A 16,783-nucleotide genomic window follows, 5' to 3' on the forward strand; every position below is an offset into this window, starting at 1 on the left:
GACACACCATGAACATGAAGAGAAAACTGTTGGCCCTTTCCGCCGGCCTGGCCCTGGCCGGATTCAGCACCTTTGCCAGCGCACAGGAGATCTACATCCCCCTGATCTCCAAGGGTTTCCAGCACCAGTTCTGGCAAGCCGTGAAGCAGGGCGCTGACCAGGCCGCCAAGGACTACAAGGTCAAGGTCACCTTCGAAGGCCCCGAGACCGAGCAGCAGGTGGACAAGCAGATCGACATGCTGTCGGCTGCTCTGGCCAAGAACCCCAAGGCCATTGGCCTGGCTGCACTGGACAGCAAGGCTGCCATTCCGCTCCTGAAAAAAGCCCAGGCCGCCAAGATCCCCGTGATCGCGTTTGACTCGGGCGTGGACAGCGACATCGTGCTCACCACTGCGCAAACCGACAGCAAGGCTGCTGCCGCATTGGCCGCTGACAAGATGGCCGAGAAAATTGGTGGCAAGGGCGAAGTGGCTGTGATCGGCCATGACCAGACCAGCACCACCGGCACCAACCGCCGCGACGGTTTTGTGGACCAGATCAAGGCCAAGTACCCCAACATCAAGGTGGTGGACATCCAGTACGGCGGTGGCGATCACCTGAAGTCGGCTGAAATTGCCAAGACCCTGGTGCAGGCGCACCCCCAGCTCAAGGGCATCTTCGGTACCAACGAAGGTTCGGCCATTGGTGCGGGCAAGGGCCTGAAGGAAGCCAAGAAGACCGGCGTGGTCATCATCGGCTTTGACTCGGGCAAGGCGCAAAAAGACATGATCAATGACGGCACCATTGCCGGCGCGATCACGCAAAACCCGGTGGGCATTGGCTACAAGACCGTGGAAGCGGCTGTGAAGGCGCTCAAGGGCGAGAAGCTGCCCAAGATCATCGACACCGGCTTTTACTACTACGACAAGTCCAACATGGCCGATCCCAAGATCGCTGCTGTGTTGTATGACTAAAGTCTGATGGCGTGGGGCCGGGCCGTGTGGCCTGCCCCCTTTTTTTGTTGTGTGTTTTTAAGGAAGAGAAAAGTGAAATTGCTGCGTTTTGGGTCGCCCGGTCTTGAGAAGCCCGGTGTTTTGGACACTGCGGGTCGCGTGCGTGACCTCTCGGGCCTGATTGAGGATGTGGGCGGCACAGCCTTGTCACCCAACAGCCTGGCGCGTTTGCGCGGCATTGATATCAACACCCTGCCGCTGGTGGCCGGTGTGCCGCAAAAGGACTTGCGCCTGGGCGCCTGTGTGGCGCAGATTGGCAAGTTCATCTGCATTGGCCTCAATTACGCCGACCATGCCGCCGAGTCCGGTGCGCAGGTACCGCCCGAGCCGGTGGTGTTCAACAAATGGACCAGCGCCGTGGTGGGCCCGGATGACAATGTGGAGATTCCGCGCGGCTCGGTCAAGACCGACTGGGAAGTCGAGCTCGGCGTGGTCATCGGCAAGGGCGGGCGCTATATCGAAGAGGCCGATGCGCTCTCGCATGTGGCCGGTTACTGCGTGATCAACGATGTGTCCGAGCGCGAATACCAGTTGGAGCGCAGCGGCACCTGGGACAAGGGCAAGGGCTGCGACACCTTTGGCCCCACCGGCCCCTGGCTGGTCACAGCCGACGAAGTGCCCGACTCTGACAACCTCAAAATGTGGCTGGAAGTGGATGGCAAGCGTTACCAGAACGGCAGCACCTCCACCATGGTCTACAAGGTACCGTTTCTCATCAGCTACCTCAGCCGCTTCATGAGCCTGCAGCCAGGCGATGTGATTTCCACCGGCACCCCGCCTGGCGTGGGCCTGGGGCAAAAGCCGCCGGTGTATTTGCGCGCCGGCCAGGTCATGCACCTGGGTATTGAAGGCCTGGGCACGCAGACCCAGACCGTGGTGCAGGCCTGATACCAGGCCAGCGCAGCAACGCCAAGCAACAACAACGCAACGCCATTTCTTTTTACTGAAGGTCCGCGATGACAGTCATTACCTCCCTGCGCGTCGTGGACGTGCGCTTTCCCACGTCCCAACATCTGGATGGCTCGGATGCCATGAACCCGGATCCGGACTATTCGGCCGCCTACGTCATCCTGGGCACAGATGCGCCCGGCACAGAGGGCCACGGACTGACCTTCACCATTGGCCGCGGCAACGAGATCTGCTGTGCCGCCATCGAGGCCCTGAAGCCCTTGGTGGTGGGCCTGGATATGCAGTGGGTGGCCGAGGACATGGGCCGCTTTTGGCGCCACATCACTTCGGACAGCCAACTGCGCTGGATCGGCCCGGACAAGGGCGCCATCCACCTGGCTACGGGTGCCGTGGTCAATGCCGTGTGGGACCTGTGGGCCAAGCTGGAGGGCGTTCCGGTGTGGAAGCTGGTCTCGCGCATGAGCCCTGAAGAAATCGTCAAACTGATCGACTTCCGCTACATCACCGACTGCATCACGCCCGAAGAAGCGCTGGCCATGCTCCAGGCGCAGGAACCCGGCAAGGCCGAGCGGCTGGCCACGCTGGAGCGCGAGGGCTACCCCTGCTACACCACGTCTGCCGGTTGGCTGGGCTATGACGACGCCAAGCTGCGCCGCCTGTGCCAGGAGGCCATTGATGCCGGCTTCAACCACGTGAAGATGAAGGTAGGCCGCGACAAGGCCGACGACATCCGCCGCCTGACCATTGCCCGCGAGGTGCTGGGCCCGGACCGTCACCTGATGATCGATGCCAACCAGGTCTGGGAAGTGAACCAGGCCGTGGAGTGGGTGAACGACCTGGCGTTTTGCAAGCCCTGGTTTATTGAAGAGCCCACCAGCCCCGATGACATCGAAGGCCACCGCGTGATCCGCGAAGGCGTGAAGCCCGTGAAAGTAGCCACCGGCGAGATGTGCCAGAACCGCATCATCTTCAAGCAGCTCATCATGCGCGGCGCCATTGACGTGGTGCAGATCGACTCCTGTCGCCTAGGGGGAGTAAACGAAATCCTGGCCGTGATGCTGATGGCCGCCAAATACAAACTGCCGGTGTGCCCGCACGCCGGTGGCGTGGGCCTGTGCGAATACGTGCAGCACCTCAGCATGATTGACTACCTGTGCATTGCCGGCACGCGCGAAGGCCGGGTGATTGAATTTGTGGACCACCTGCACGAGCACTTCATAGACCCCTGCGTGATCCAGAACGCTGCCTACATGCCACCCACGCTGCCCGGTTTTTCGATCGAGATGAAGCCGCAATCGTTGGTGGACTACACCTTCAAACGCAAGTGAATCCAACGGCCTGAAGACCTGCGCCCATGAAGATCGACACGCACCAGCATTACTGGCGCTATGAGGCGCAGGACTTCCCATGGATCAGTGACGCCATGCCCAGCCTGCAGCGCGACTGCCTGCCCGCCGATGTGGGACCTGCGCTGCACAGTGCCGGGGTGGACGCGGTGCTGGCCGTGCAGGCGCGCAGCCGCGAGGACGAGACCGACTACTTGCTGGGCCTGGCCAAGACCAACCCGCAGATTGTGGGCGTGGTGGGCTGGATCGATTTGTGTGCTGCGGACGTGTCGGACAAGCTGAGCCGCTATGCCGACCAGCCCCTGCTCAAAGGCTTTCGCCACATTCTGCAAGACGAGCCGCAACTGCCCGCGCTGCTGCGCAACCCGGACTTCAACCGGGGTATGAAAGCGGTGCAAAAGCGTGGCCTGGTGTACGAGGTGCTGGTGTTTGACCGGCAAATGTCCTCGGTGCTGGAATTTTGTGGCCGCCACAACGCGCACTGGCTGGTGCTGGACCACGTGGGCAAGCCCTGCATACGCGATTGGATGACAAAGGCCGAAGTGCCCGGACGCTGGCTGGCCTGCATGCGTGCACTGGCCGCCATGCCGCATGTGGTGTGCAAGCTTTCCGGTCTGGTGACCGAGGCCGATTGGAGCCAGGGCCACGGCGTGCAGCCGCAGGACAGCCGCACCATGCTGGAGTGCTTTGACCGCGCCCTCGACCTGTTTGGCCCCAACCGCCTTCTGTATGGCTCCGACTGGCCGGTGTGCCAGCTGGCCGCCCCCTATGCCGAGGTGCACAGCCTGGCCCAGCGCTGGGCCAGCACGCGCCTGACCCAACACGAACAGGACGCCTTCTGGGGCGTCAATGCACAGCGCTGTTATGCGCTGGCAGCTGCAGACCAGTAACCACATCAAGCAACACCCATGGACCTCCACTTAAAAGACAAAGTCATCATCGTCACCGGCGGTGCCAGCGGCATTGGCGCGGCCATCTCGCTCACGCTGGCAGAGGAGGGCGCCATTCCGGTGGTGTTTGGCAAGAGCCCGCTCACTGCGGAGTTCGAGCAGGCCCTGCGCGCATTGCAGCCGCGTTTTCTGTTTGTGCAGTTGGAGCTGTCTGATGACGCCGCCTGCGGTGCGGCAGTTGCCCAGGTGCATGCGCAGTTCGGCCGCATCGACGGTCTGGTGAACAACGCCGGCATCAACGACGGCATTGGCCTGGAGGCAGGGCGCGATGCCTTTGTGGGCTCGCTGGAACGCAACCTCATCCACTACTACAGCATGGCGCATTACTGCCTGCCGCACCTGAAGGCGAGCCGGGGCTCTATCGTCAACATGTCGTCCAAGACGGCTGTCACCGGCCAGGGCAATACCAGTGGCTACACCGCGTCCAAAGGGGCGCAGCTCTCGCTCACACGCGAGTGGGCGGCCAGTCTGCTGGAGTTTGGGGTGCGCGTGAATGCGGTGATTCCGGCCGAGGTGATGACACCTTTGTATGCCCGCTGGATCAACAGCTTTGCCGACCCCCAGGCCAAGCTCGACGACATCACCCGCAAAATCCCTTTGGGCAAGCGCATGACCACCGCCGAAGAGATGGCCAACACCACGGTGTTTTTGCTCTCAGACCGGTCTTCCCACACCACGGGGCAGTGGATCTTTGTGGACGGTGGCTATACCCACCTGGACCGGGCGCTGTCCTGAGCCGAACTTAGCGCCAATGACGGTGGTGTCCGTAGCCGCCACCCCAATAGCCAAACCCGAACTGGAGTTGCACCGGCGGGTAGTAGCTGCGGGGGTAGTACACCGGGTAGGGCTGGGTTATCACCACCGGTGCGGGCTGCACATACACAGTCTGCGGCTGGATGTATGGGGGCGGCGGTGCTGCGCTGATGGGCTCCTGGTCTTCGTAATCCCTGGCACCCACGGGTCCAATTTGCAAAGCCAGCTTGGGGCCCGGGTCATGCGGCATTTGCACCGCGTACTGTTTGCCCGCGTATTCATACACCACGTTGTAGGCCACGGCACGGTTTTCATAGGTGGTTTGGGTGCCGCACTGGCGCACGGTGCGCAGCTCGGGTTCGGGCGAACCCTCTATGCGGTCACCCAGCACGGCGCCACCAATGGCACCAATGACGGTGGCCGCTGCCCGGCCGGAGCCACGCCCACCCGAGGCACTGCCCAGCGCACCACCGGCAATGGCGCCTATGGCGGCACCGGCGCCTGACTTGGGTTGCTGCACTTCCACCTGCTGGTCGCTGCAGACTTGCTGGGGTACGGCCACTTGTTGCATGACAGGCGTGGCCGAGAGCACGCGGCCAAACTCCACAGCCAAGGCCGACCCACTGACCCCCAGGCCCAGCAGACCGGATAACAGGCCACCCAGCAGGCCAAGCCGCAGGGCAGGGGAGTGTTTTACAAGAGGTGCATGCATGGCGAGATTCCCTTCAAAGGCCTGCCCGGATGGGGTAGCTATCCGTCTGTAACGCCCGGAGCAGTCAGCGTGCCGACGGTCTTTACACCCGGTATCACTTTAGCCTTTTTCAAGGCCGCTATCACTATCAGTTATCCCAATCGCCGCCGCCACCACTGTCGGACGAACCGGCATCGTCCCAGCCGGTGTCGCTGATGCCGAAGTTGCTGCCGCCCATGTCGGCGTTGCTGTTGCCGATGGGCTCGTAATTGTTGCTGCCGCTGTTTTCGGCAGCCTTGGCTCCCGATTCATGCTCGCCACTCAGGCTGCGTCCAATGGCTTGAGCCGCCATCACACCCGCGCCCACGGCCAGGCCGGTAGCCACGCCACCCATGATGCGTCCACCCAGGCCGCTGCCTGCGGGCTGTCCATACCCCGGTTGACCGGTTTGGCCATACAGGGGTTGTTGGCCATAGCCGCCCTGCATGTTGGGTTGCATGTTGCCGCTGCCAAAACCCTGTGGGCCGCTCAGGCCGCTGCCCGCGTAGGCGGCATTCGGGTCAAAGGTCTGTGCCGGTTTGCGGCGGAAGATGAAGTAGGCAGCGGCAATCACGCCTGCGGCCAGCAGGGCGGGCAGCAACCAGGAGCCCGAGGGCTTGTTGTCCGGGGCTGCGTTGTTGCTGGTGGCTACATGGGCCGGTGCCGCGGTGGCTTTGGCAGCCAGCTGGTTTTCCAGGGCGCTGACGGCTTCGGGTTTGGCAAAAGGCAGGCCGGGTGCCAGGGATTGGGCAGTGCTCAGCGCTTCACGCGCCTTGGGCAGATTGCCCTGGCGTGCGTACAGCTCACTTTGCACAAAGTGCGCCTTGGCGCTCTTGGGGTGGGCTACCAGCACTTGCTGCACCATCACCTGGGCCTGGTCCAGTTTGCCGGACTGGGCTGCCGCATAAATCTGGTTCATGGTGGGCTCCTGCTGGGCCATGGCCAGCCCGGCACTCAGGAAGCTCGCCACCAGCAGCCAGCGAAGGGCGCTTGTAAACAGGGACATATAACGCATGGATAAAGCCTCAAATGGAAAAAAGGAAACAAGGACATGATGATGCCGGGCGGTGTTTTTTCAAGCGGAAGTGTGTGACAGCCAGGTAAAGCCCCCGCTTTTTCAGGGGCGCGTTGCATGGCAGTGCGCTCCCGAAGCTATTGCCGCACGCGTACCATCGTTGCATGACAGCCAATGCTCCCGTACTTTTTCTGGATGGCCTGAACCCCGACCAGCAGTCCCGCCTCTTTGCACTGGACGCCCAAGCCATGCATTCTGCACCCCCTGGTTGCATGCGCTGGCGCTGTGGTGATCAACATCTGGGCCTTGTGACTCTGCCCCGGGCGCAATGGCTGGCGCAGTATTTGTCCCCTGCCAATCTGGGGCCGCAAGGGCTGGTGTGGGACGCAGCCCACTGGAGCGAGGCCCAACGCAGCGAGCGCCTGCAAGCCACGCTGCTGGCCGCCCGCGCCCAGGGTCTGATGCCCGGTTGGCGCGATGAGCGCTTCAGCTACTGGCAGGCAGACTGCTGCACGCCCAACCCGGAGCGCGCAGCCCTGTTCCATGCCGAGCGCTCGGGCTTTCGCTTCCTGGGCCTGCTGAGCCATGCCGTGCACGTGAACGGCTTTATGCCCGATGGCCGGCTGTGGTGCGCACGCCGCGCCTACAGCAAGGCAACCGACCCTGGCATGCTGGACAACGTCACCGCAGGGGGCTTGCCCATGGGTGAGACGGTGCACACCTGCCTGCAGCGCGAACTGGCCGAAGAGGCCGGCCTGTTCAGCCTGCAGGGCCACGGCCTGCAGGCCGCAGGCAGCGTGCGCACCAGCCGCATGGAGCCCGAGGGTTGGCACGACGAAATCGTGCACGTGTTCAACCTCAGCCTGCAGGCCGGTTTTGCACCGGTAAACCAGGATGGTGAGGTGGCCGCCTTCATTTGCCTGGAGCCCACTGAAGTGCTGCAGCGCATGGAGGCTGGTGAGTTCACCGTGGATGCCGTGCAGACCCTGGTGCAGGGGCTGCGCCGGACGCGCTGAAACGCTGACCTCAATACGCCGAACTGGCCTGGTACAGCGGAGCATGGGCTTGCAGCCACTGCTCCAGCACCATCAGCAGCCAGACCATTTCGCCGTAGTAGCCCGGATGCTGGTGCAAATGGTGTTTGAGCAGCATGGAGATGAAGTCGCGTCGCACAATGCCGCGCTCGCCCAGGCTGCGCAGTGAGTCGGTGGCCAGTCTGCGCAGACCCGTGTGCTGGCAGACCCACAAGCCAAAGGGCAAGCCTGTGCCCTGTTTCCTGTTGCGCAGAACGGCTTCCGGCAAAAATCCCTTGAGGGCTTCCTTGAAGAAGCCCCGCAGCTTCAAACCTTTGGCGTTGCAGACCGAGGGCAGACGCAGTGCGAAATCCAGCAAGCGCTGGTCCAACAGCGGAAAGCCCACGTCCACGCCAGCCAGGGCACCGGTGCCGCAGACCTTGGGCAGTTCGCTGTCGGCCAGGGCCTGTTGCCAGTCCATCGCTGAACTGTGTTGTGGCGCGCTGGTGGGGTAGTCGCCTTGCCAGCTTTGCCACTGCCGGTTGGGTGCCGCCATGGGGTCGACCATTTGCAAAAAGTCGGGCACGAACACGCGCTCCATGCCCAGGCGGTTCAGCAGTCTGTACAGGTTCTGTCGCTCTGGCATGGCCACGCGCCAAGGATCTACCGCGCGTGCTGTCCCGTGCCTGTGTGGCTTGCAACTGGCAGCAGGGTGGATGGTGGCCGGCGCAGGCTCCATTGTCTGCGTGCACAGCATGCCAGGAAGGACTCCGTACCAGCCCAGCACACGCTGGCGGGTCCGACCCAACGATTGGCCAAACAGTGCGCTGCCCCCGTCGCCGCACAGGATGCGGGTCACACCATCAGAGCGTGCCATGGCCGCGCAGTGGTAGGCGGGCAGGGCAGAAGAATGGCCAAAGGGCTGGTCGTAGTGGCTGGCCAGCCCGGGGAGGCTGCGCACCAGGTCGTCGGGCGTCAGGTAGTGGGACTGGTGCTGTGTGCCCAAGTGCGTGGCGGCTACTTGTGCGGCTTCGATGCCGCCGTAGTCACTGGCGGCAAAGCCGATCGAATACGTCGTGGCAGGCTCTCCCGACACCGCGCCTATCATGCCGGCCACGGTGGAACTGTGGGTGCCGCCACTCAGAAAGCAGGCCGGCTTTTCGCCCGCCATGTGGGCCGCTACTGCGCCGCGCAGCAGATGCCGGAATTCTTCGTGCACATCGGACAGGTGCGCGCGGGGTGTGTCCTCAACCGCAGGTGCCCCATAGGGCGCCACTGCCAGCGTTCCATTTTTATAGTCGGCACAGTGCGCAGGCGGCAGGCGGTAGATGCCCTTGTAAACCGTGCGCGGCGAGGGAATGGTGTGGAAGAACAGGTAGTCGAATATCGCCTGCGGATCGATTTCGGTGTGGCGGTCGGCCAGCGCATCGGCACGCGGGGCAAAGTGCAGCGCCTTGTTCTGTACCTTGTAGCACAGGGAGTGGATGGCAAAGCGGTCTACCGCCAGCGAGGTGCGGCCCAGTCCGTCAGAAACCGCCACAGAAAATGCGCCCGATGCCTGGGATGCCGCCGCCGCAATGCCGCCCTCAAAGCAGGCGGCACGCCAGGCGATGTCGGAGCCAAAGTTTGAAGCCAGCCGGGACAGATGGGGTGCTGCAAATGTCGCAGCCCCGCTAAGGGATACACGCGGCGGGTCTTGGGGATTCACACTGCTTTGCATGGAGGGTCCTGTCTCAACAGTCTCACGGGGCATGGATGAAGGGGCCTTGCCTGCCTGACCAGCGGCATTCTGGGTGGTCAGCAAGCCAGGGCACTGCGTTTTCTCAAGGGCTGCGGCAGGGGCGGGGTGCTGCCTGCAGTGCTTGATATTTCGCAAGCAGGTACACTTTTTTGAGGTTTTATTCACACCTTTACAGGGCTGGCCAATTTCGCTAAAAGATCCAAATGGACGCACCCCGAGAAACTTCCCTGAAGCGCTTGCAGGCTGGCTACCGCCAGCTCTTTGAACGCTATCCCCTGCCGATGCTGGTGGTTGACCTTGCAACGTTGCGCCTGATGGCGGCCAATGACGCGGCCGCGCGCTGCTATGGCTACACCATCCAGCAGCTCACAGGCATGCACCTGCCCGACATTTACTTTGAGGAAGACCACCACCTGCTGCCCGCCTACATGCGGCTGTCACCCAAGGACCGCTCCATGCAGCGCACGTGGCGCCACAAGGGGCTGGGGGGCCGGGCGATTGCTGTGGAGCTGGATGCCGAGGACATGGAACTGCATGGCCTGCCAACCCGCATGCTGCTGGTCAGCGAGCTTCCCGCCGCAGGGCCTGTGCCCAGCACACGCAATGTAGCGGCAAGCCATGTGCCCGACAGGGTGCAGCCCTTGGATGATGGTTTCTTCATGCTGGACCACGAAGCGCGCTTCAGCGCGGTCAACCAGGCTGCCTGCGCGCTGCTGCAGACAGGGCAGGACAGCCTGATTGGAAAGACGCTGTGGGAGAGTTGCCCCCAATCCGAGAGCTCAGCCTTTCGCACCCAGTACGAGGCCGTGGCGCTGCATAAACAGGCCATACGCTTCGAGTTCTATTTGGAGGCGCGGCAGATCTGGCTGGAGGTGCGGGCCTTTCCCTGCAGCGATGGTGTGGCGGCCTACTTCCGCGATGTCACCACGCAGCACGAAGACAGCCGTCGCCTGCAGCAGGAGCGCGAAAGGCTTAACGCCATCGTCAACGCCTCCAGCGAGGCCATCATCACCGTCGATACCTGCGGGCGGGTGCAAACCTTCAGCCCCGGTGCCGAGCGTGTATTTGGATACGCCAGTGCGCAAATTTTGGGAGAGAACCTGAGCCGGCTCATGCCCGAGCGCTTCCGTACTGGCCATGTGCAACACCAGGCCCAGTTTGCCGCCAGTGAAGAGCCTTCACGCGCCATGGCCTTGAACCACGTGAAGGGCCTGCATGCCGATGGACACGAAATGGATATGGAGGGTTCCATTTCGCAGGTCACCGTTGGCCACAAGAAGGTGCTCATTGCCACCTTGCGCGATGTCACCGAACGCAACCTGGCTGATGCCGAGCGCCAGGCCGCGCGCGCGCAACTGTCTGACCTGGCGCGCAAGCTGATGTCGCAGGAGAAAGACCTGGTCAAACGGATCGCGCAGGCGCTGCATGACCAGTTGGGGCAGACCACTGCGGCCATTCGCATCCTGCACGACACCATGGGCGTGTTACGCAAAGGCAAGGAGTCGCGCGAGTACCTGCGGCTTGATTTGCAACTGGGCAAGCTGATTGACCAGGCCACGCGCCAGGTGCGTATGGTGCTGATCGACCTGCACCCGCCCTTGCTGGACGAGCACGGCTTGGCAGCAGCCCTGGACAATGAACTGCGCAGCCGCGCCCTGAGCCAGAAGGCCATGAACTTTGTATTGAACGTGCCGCCCGAGGTGCTGGAATACCGCTGGCCTTCGGCGGTGGAGTACGGCGCCTTCATGATCGCCCGCGAGGCCATAGAGAACGCACTGCGCCATTCACAGGCCACGGTGGTTACGGTGAACCTGGGCGGTGACACCCGGCGCATCGAGCTGGAAATTGCCGATAACGGCCAGGGCATTGCCCCAGCCGCGGGTACCAAGCCGGGGCACTTGGGCATTGCCGGCATGCTGGAGCGTGCCCACTCCATTGGTGGGGTGGTGAGCGTCGCTCCCAACCCAGGTGGCGGCACCTCGGTGGGCTTGCGCTGGAGCCATGTGGAATGACGCGCCTCTACCTGGTGGATGACCACCAAATCATGCGAGAGGGTCTGCGGGTGCTGATGCAGGCCTGGAACTACAAGGTGGTGGGCGAGTCGGCAGACACCACAGAGGCTCTGTCCGAGATTCGGCGTTTGCGCCCGGATGTGCTGCTGCTGGATTTGCACCTGGAAGGGCGCTCCGGGCTGGAGCTGTTGGCCGACCTGCGCCGCTACGATTCGCAGACGCGCTGCGTGGTGCTGACCATGTCGGCCCAGCCACGCATGGTGGCAGAAGCCCTGCGTATGGGGGCCCTGGGCTATGTGCTCAAAGGCTCGCCCGGGCAGGAGCTGGCCAATGCCATTGAAGCCGCGGCACAAGGGCGGCGCTATCTGGGCTCCAACGTGGCCGAACTGGCGGTGCAGTCCTTTACCCAGGGCGACGCGCAAGACCCGATTGGCAGCCTGTCGCCGCGGGAGCGGCAGACCATCGCCATGGTGGTGCGGGGCCTGTCCAGTACCGAGATCGGCAAGCAGCTGCACTTGTCCCCCAAAACCGTGGCCACCTACCGCAGCCGCCTGATGGCCAAGCTGGGCGTGGGCGATGTGCCGGCCCTGGTGCGCCTGGCTATTCGCTACAAACTGGTGGAGCCCGACATGCCTTGAAATGGGCGTGCATGACCGTACAGGTGTCGACCGTGGCCGACACAAGGTGTCAAGAACTCCCTACAGACGTAGGGCAGCGCCGCATCTAAAGTTCAGGCAATGCATTGAGAGATGTGCCCGTCGGGCGCCCGGTGCAATTGGGGGTACCAGCGTGCAAGTTCAAACCAACAACACAGCCGGCCTGGCACCGGGTGCCTCGGTGTTTTCGCCAGCCCTGCAACCGGTTCGCTACCAGCGCCATGTGTGTGAGTCCTCCAGCTTGAGCGAGGTCATGGCCCTGTTGCGGTTTGACGGCGCCCCGTCGGCGGCCGCTCACAACCATGTGTTTCGCCACCAGCGGGTGCGTTCCGGGCAATCTGTGTTCGCCATGGGACAGTCGTTCAATGGCCTGTATGTGGTCCGGTCCGGCGCCTTGAAGTCGGTGGTCATGCACGATGACGGCAATGACAACGTGATCTCGTTTCATATGAAGGGCGATTTGCTGGGCAGCGATGGTGTTTACAAAAAGCACTACGGGAGTGAGGCGGTGGCACTCACCGACTGTGAAGTGATCCGTTTGCCCGGGGAGGACTTCTTTTCGCCCAGCCGCCGCTGCGATGACATGGAGCACATGCTGTACTGGGCCATCAGCCGCGAGATCACGCGGGAGCAGATGTCTTACACGGTGTCGCATGCACCCCGCTCGGAGGTGCGCGTTGCGCGCTTTTTGCTGCAGCAATCCGAGAGCTTTGCCGCCATGGGCTGTTCACCGAGGCGCTTCTCGCTGACCATGACGCGCCGTGATATCGGCAACTACCTGAGCGTGACTTTGGAGACCGTAAGCCGCGCGCTGTCCCTTCTGAACCATCTTGGAATTATTGAAATTTCGAACCGCGACGTTACACTGATTGATACAGAAGCCTTGCGCATGTACGAAGGCTAGCGAACCTGCTATTCACAATGATAAAAAGAACGGATCAGCATGGGCTACAAGGTCAACCCCCCCAGCACCGACGAACTGCGCCAGATGGCGGTGCAACGCCTTGGAGCGTCGGTTGCCCAGAGTGGCACCCCTCTGACTGCAGACCAGGCCAAGAAGCTGCTTGAGGAATTGGCCATCAGCAAGGTGGAAGTCGAAATACAGAACGTGTATTTGCAAGACACCTGCGCCCGCCTCGATGTGGCCCTTAACGAGATCACCGACCTGTATGACTTTGCCCCCGTGGGCTTCGTCAGCACCGATGCAAGCGGAAAAATCAACAAGCTGAATCTGGCAGGCGCAAGCCTGCTGGGCGCAGATCGCAACACGCTGATGGGGCGCAAACTGGCTGACTTGCTGTTGCCGCAGCAGCGGGATTGCGTGCAAGCCCTGATGCGCCGGGCAGCGGCCAGCAGCGAAGACCAGTGCGGCGAAGTGATGATTGGACAGAGCGATGGTGTGGACCAGCATGTGCTGCTCTCACTCGCACCCCTGAGCACAGGCCAGGGCTTTCACATGGTGCTGACCAACATCAGCGAGCGCAAGGCACAGGAAGTGGCACTGCTTGCCACCGGGACGCGCTGGAAACTCCTGCTGGAGGCCAATGGTGACGGGGTCTGGGATTGGGATGTGCAAGCCGATGTGCTGCACTATTCCAACAGCCTGGCCCAGCGCTATGGTGTTCCAACGGAGCCGCTGGGCGGCACCATGGAAGGCTGGCGCGCACACGTGCACCCGGACGACTGGCCCACCCTGCTCAAACAGATACAAAGCTGCCTGGGCGGGCAGCAGGTGCACTTCAGCACCGACCACAGAACACGGGCAGCCGATGGTCGCTGGGACTGGGTGCGCTGCCAGGGCGTGGTCTGTGGGCACGACGAGGCGGGCAAGGTCACACACATGGTGGGCGTGTTGACGGACATCGCTGAACAAAGGCAGATGGAGGAAGACTTGCGCGAGGTGCGTGGCATCCAGCAAGCCTTGTTCGAGCTGTTGCCCCAGTACCTGGCCGTGCTGGATGGCAAGGGCCGTGTGCTGCAAACCAATGCCATGTGGAATGCCTACGGTCTGGCCAGTGGACACACCTACCGCAATGGATTTTTCCAATCGCCCTATGCCGAATTGCTGGATGCGGTGACAGGGTCAGACGGTGATTCCAAAGCATCCGCCCTGTGCGGCATTGCGGACGTGCTTGCCGGCAAGGTTCCGAGCTTTCAGCTGGAATATTCCTATGTGTCCGATGCGGGCAGGCGCTGGTTCATCATGCTGGTCATGGCAGTGCAGGGCGAACGCGCCCGGGCGGTGGTCAGCCATCAGGATGTGAGCCGCATCAAAAACCCGAGCGCCCTGCTATCCACGCTCTAACCGCAAGGAGCCCCCGCGATGACCTTGCCACCCAACGCACTGCCCATCATCCCGGTCCGCAACATGGTGCTGTTTCCCGGCATGGTGGTGCCCATCTCCATCGGGCGCAAGAGTTCCATCGAAGCCGCTGAACTGTCGGTACAGGGTGAGCGCCCCATTGGCATCCTGCTGCAGACCGACCCCTCGCACGAGGCACCAGGGCCTGCCGACATGGCGCCTGTGGGCTGTGTGGCGGCCATCCTGCGCTTTGTCACCACGCCCAATGACGAGCGCTACATCATCTGTCAGGGGCAACAACGGTTTCGCGTGCGCGAGCATCTGCCGGGGCTGCCCTATATGGCTGCCGAGGTGGACTACCTGAGCGACCCGCAGGCCACGCAGGACAAGGAGGTCGAAGCCCGCCACCTCCAGCTCAAGGAGCGCGCTGTGGAAGCACTGCAACTGCTGCCGCACGTGCCCGAGGAAATGGTCAACGCCATACAGGCCACCGACGCGCCGGGCTTGCTGGCCGATCTGGTGGCAGGCCATCTGGACATCAAGCCCCAGGAAAAGCAGGCCCTGCTGGAAGACATTGCGCTCAAGGACCGGCAGGACCGCCTGCTGGGGCTGTTGTCACACCGCATTGAGGTGATGCAGATCTCGCGCGACATTGGCCAGCGCACCAAGGCCAGCATGGGCCAGCGCGAGCGCGAGTTCCTGCTGCGCGAGCAGCTCAAGGCCATCCAGAAAGAACTGGGGCAGGACGAAAGCGAGGCGCTGGAAGTGGAAGAACTGCGCCACCAGATCGAGGCCTCCGCCATGCCGCCGGACGTTGCGGCGCAGGCCCACAAGGAACTGGGGCGCCTGCAGCGCATGTCCGATGCTTCGGCCGAGTACTCCACCGTACGCACCTACCTGGAGTGGCTGGTGGAGATGCCCTGGCGCGCACCCGAGCCGGGTGACATCGATGTGCCGCACGCCCGCGCGGTGCTGGAGGATGACCACTTCGGTCTGGAGAAGGTCAAGAAGCGCATTCTGGAATACCTGGCGGTGCGCAAACTCAACCCGGCAGGCCACGGCCCCATTCTGTGCCTGGTGGGGCCGCCCGGCGTGGGCAAGACGTCCCTGGGCCAGTCGATTGCGCGTGCGCTGGGGCGCAAGTTTGTGCGGGTGTCTTTGGGCGGTGTGCATGACGAGGCCGAGCTGCGCGGCCACCGCCGCACCTATGTAGGGGCCTTGCCGGGCAACGTTATCCAGGCCATCCGCAAAGCCGGCAGCCGTGACTGCGTGATGATGCTCGACGAGGTGGACAAGGTGGGCAGCGGCGTGCACGGCGACCCGGCCGCTGCCTTGCTGGAGCTGCTGGATCCGGAACAGAACAACAGCTTTCGCGACAACTACCTGGCCGTGCCTTTTGACTTGTCGCAGGTGATGTTCATTGCCACGGCCAATATGCTGGACACCATCACCGGCCCGCTGCGCGACCGCATGGAGGTGCTGCAGCTCAGTGGCTACACCCGCGAAGAAAAATTTGCCATCGCCCGCAAATACCTGGTGGCGCGCCAGCGTGACGCCTGCGGTCTGCAGGCCACGCAATTCACGCTGGACGACGGGGCCGTGGCCAGCATCATCCGCGACTACACGCGCGAAGCGGGCGTGCGCGGGCTGGAGCGCCAGATCGCCGCCGTCTGCCGCCACGCCGCCATGCTGGTGGCCGATGGCCAGGCCACACAGGTGCAGGTCACGGCCGCGGACCTGCCCGGCATCCTGGGCCCTGCACTGTTTGAAGACGAGGTGGCGCTGCGCTCCGGCGTGCCCGGTGTGGCCACGGGTATGGCGTGGACGCCGGTGGGTGGCGACATCCTGTTCATTGAGGCCACGCGCACGGCGGGCAACGGCCGGCTCATTCTCACAGGCCAACTGGGCGATGTGATGAAAGAGTCGGCACAGGCCGCACTCACCTTGCTCAAGGCCCGTGCTTCGGGGTTGGGACTGGCGGCTGTGGAGTTCGAAAAGGCCGATGTGCACGTGCACGTGCCCGCCGGTGCCACGCCCAAGGATGGCCCCAGTGCCGGGGTCGCCATGTTTGTGGCACTGGTCTCGCTGTTTCTGAACCGGCCGGTGCACAGCTATGTGGCCATGACCGGCGAGATCAGCCTGCGCGGCCTGGTGTTACCCGTGGGCGGCATCAAGGAAAAGGTGCTGGCCGCCGCAGCCGCGGGCATACGCCAGGTGCTGCTTCCTGCCCGCAACAAGCGCGACCTGGATGACCTGCCCGCCTCGGTGCGCGAGCAATTGGCGTTTGTGCTGCTGGACGATGTAGACCAGGCCCTGCAACACGCCATGCCCCTGGGCAGCCATATGGACAGCCCAGGCTGAGTT

General features: G+C 63.0%; 14 protein-coding genes. 11 read left to right on the forward strand and 3 right to left on the reverse strand.

The window, feature by feature from the left end:
- Positions 1-8: 8 nt before the first annotated feature.
- The 5 genes from DIC66_RS01190 to DIC66_RS01210 all read left to right on the forward strand — a co-directional run bounded on the left by DIC66_RS01190 (position 9) and on the right by DIC66_RS01210 (position 4,932).
- The gene (locus DIC66_RS01190; RefSeq protein WP_117173226.1) at positions 9-953 is read left to right on the forward strand and encodes an ABC transporter substrate-binding protein; all 945 of its coding nucleotides are present in this window, start codon (positions 9-11) and stop codon (positions 951-953) included.
- 72 nt (positions 954-1,025) lie between these two features.
- On the forward strand, positions 1,026-1,880 hold the full coding sequence (locus DIC66_RS01195) for a fumarylacetoacetate hydrolase family protein (protein WP_117173228.1): 855 nt from the start codon (positions 1,026-1,028) through the stop codon (positions 1,878-1,880).
- Positions 1,881-1,948: 68 nt separating this feature from the next.
- Positions 1,949-3,229 carry an L-fuconate dehydratase gene (locus tag DIC66_RS01200; RefSeq protein WP_117173230.1) on the forward strand — a complete coding sequence of 427 codons (1,281 nt, stop codon included), beginning with the start codon at positions 1,949-1,951 and terminating at the stop codon, positions 3,227-3,229.
- 26 nt (positions 3,230-3,255) lie between these two features.
- Positions 3,256-4,137 (forward strand): L-fucono-1,5-lactonase, encoded by an 882-nt coding sequence (locus DIC66_RS01205; protein ID WP_117173232.1) that lies wholly within the window; start codon positions 3,256-3,258, stop codon positions 4,135-4,137.
- A gap of 18 nt (positions 4,138-4,155) precedes the next feature.
- Positions 4,156-4,932 (forward strand): L-fucose dehydrogenase, encoded by a 777-nt coding sequence (locus DIC66_RS01210; RefSeq protein ID WP_117173234.1) that lies wholly within the window; start codon positions 4,156-4,158, stop codon positions 4,930-4,932.
- Positions 4,933-4,939: 7 nt separating this feature from the next.
- Here the strand turns inward: DIC66_RS01210 and DIC66_RS01215 are convergent, their stop codons facing one another.
- Complete coding sequence (locus DIC66_RS01215) at positions 4,940-5,662, reverse strand: glycine zipper 2TM domain-containing protein (RefSeq protein ID WP_117173235.1); 723 nt, start codon at positions 5,660-5,662, stop codon at positions 4,940-4,942.
- A 127-nt stretch (positions 5,663-5,789) separates the two neighbouring features.
- Positions 5,790-6,695 (reverse strand): tetratricopeptide repeat protein, encoded by a 906-nt coding sequence (locus DIC66_RS01220; RefSeq protein ID WP_117173237.1) that lies wholly within the window; start codon positions 6,693-6,695, stop codon positions 5,790-5,792.
- Positions 6,696-6,859: 164 nt separating this feature from the next.
- Here DIC66_RS01220 and DIC66_RS01225 point away from each other — a divergent pair, with 164 nt between their 5' ends.
- Positions 6,860-7,711 (forward strand): NUDIX hydrolase, encoded by an 852-nt coding sequence (locus DIC66_RS01225; RefSeq protein ID WP_117173239.1) that lies wholly within the window; start codon positions 6,860-6,862, stop codon positions 7,709-7,711.
- Between the two features lie 10 nt (positions 7,712-7,721).
- Here DIC66_RS01225 and DIC66_RS01230 read toward each other — a convergent pair whose 3' ends face one another.
- Entirely contained in the window at positions 7,722-9,428 is a 1,707-nt protein-coding gene (locus tag DIC66_RS01230; protein ID WP_117173241.1) for an asparagine synthetase B family protein, read from the reverse strand.
- A 224-nt stretch (positions 9,429-9,652) separates the two neighbouring features.
- Between DIC66_RS01230 and DIC66_RS01235 the strand changes: the two genes are divergently transcribed.
- The 5 genes from DIC66_RS01235 to lon all read left to right on the forward strand — a co-directional run bounded on the left by DIC66_RS01235 (position 9,653) and on the right by lon (position 16,780).
- Positions 9,653-11,461 carry a sensor histidine kinase gene (locus tag DIC66_RS01235; RefSeq protein ID WP_117173243.1) on the forward strand — a complete coding sequence of 603 codons (1,809 nt, stop codon included), beginning with the start codon at positions 9,653-9,655 and terminating at the stop codon, positions 11,459-11,461.
- On the forward strand, positions 11,458-12,099 hold the full coding sequence (locus DIC66_RS01240) for a response regulator (protein WP_117173245.1): 642 nt from the start codon (positions 11,458-11,460) through the stop codon (positions 12,097-12,099). Before DIC66_RS01235 ends, DIC66_RS01240 begins: the two co-directional genes overlap by 4 nt.
- Positions 12,100-12,250: 151 nt before the next feature.
- Positions 12,251-13,021, forward strand: coding sequence for a Crp/Fnr family transcriptional regulator (locus DIC66_RS01245; protein ID WP_158558818.1), 771 nt, complete (start codon positions 12,251-12,253; stop codon positions 13,019-13,021).
- Positions 13,022-13,060: 39 nt separating this feature from the next.
- Positions 13,061-14,422: a PAS domain-containing protein gene (locus DIC66_RS01250; RefSeq protein WP_117173249.1), complete on the forward strand. Its 1,362-nt coding sequence runs from the start codon at positions 13,061-13,063 to the stop codon at positions 14,420-14,422.
- Between the two features lie 18 nt (positions 14,423-14,440).
- Positions 14,441-16,780, forward strand: a complete 2,340-nt coding sequence (gene lon, locus DIC66_RS01255; RefSeq protein ID WP_117173251.1) for an endopeptidase La — start codon at positions 14,441-14,443, stop codon at positions 16,778-16,780.
- The last annotated feature ends 3 nt before the right edge of the window (positions 16,781-16,783 follow it).

The sequence above is a fragment of the Rhodoferax lacus genome (assembly GCF_003415675.1).
GTDB lineage: Bacteria > Pseudomonadota > Gammaproteobacteria > Burkholderiales > Burkholderiaceae_C > Allorhodoferax > Allorhodoferax lacus.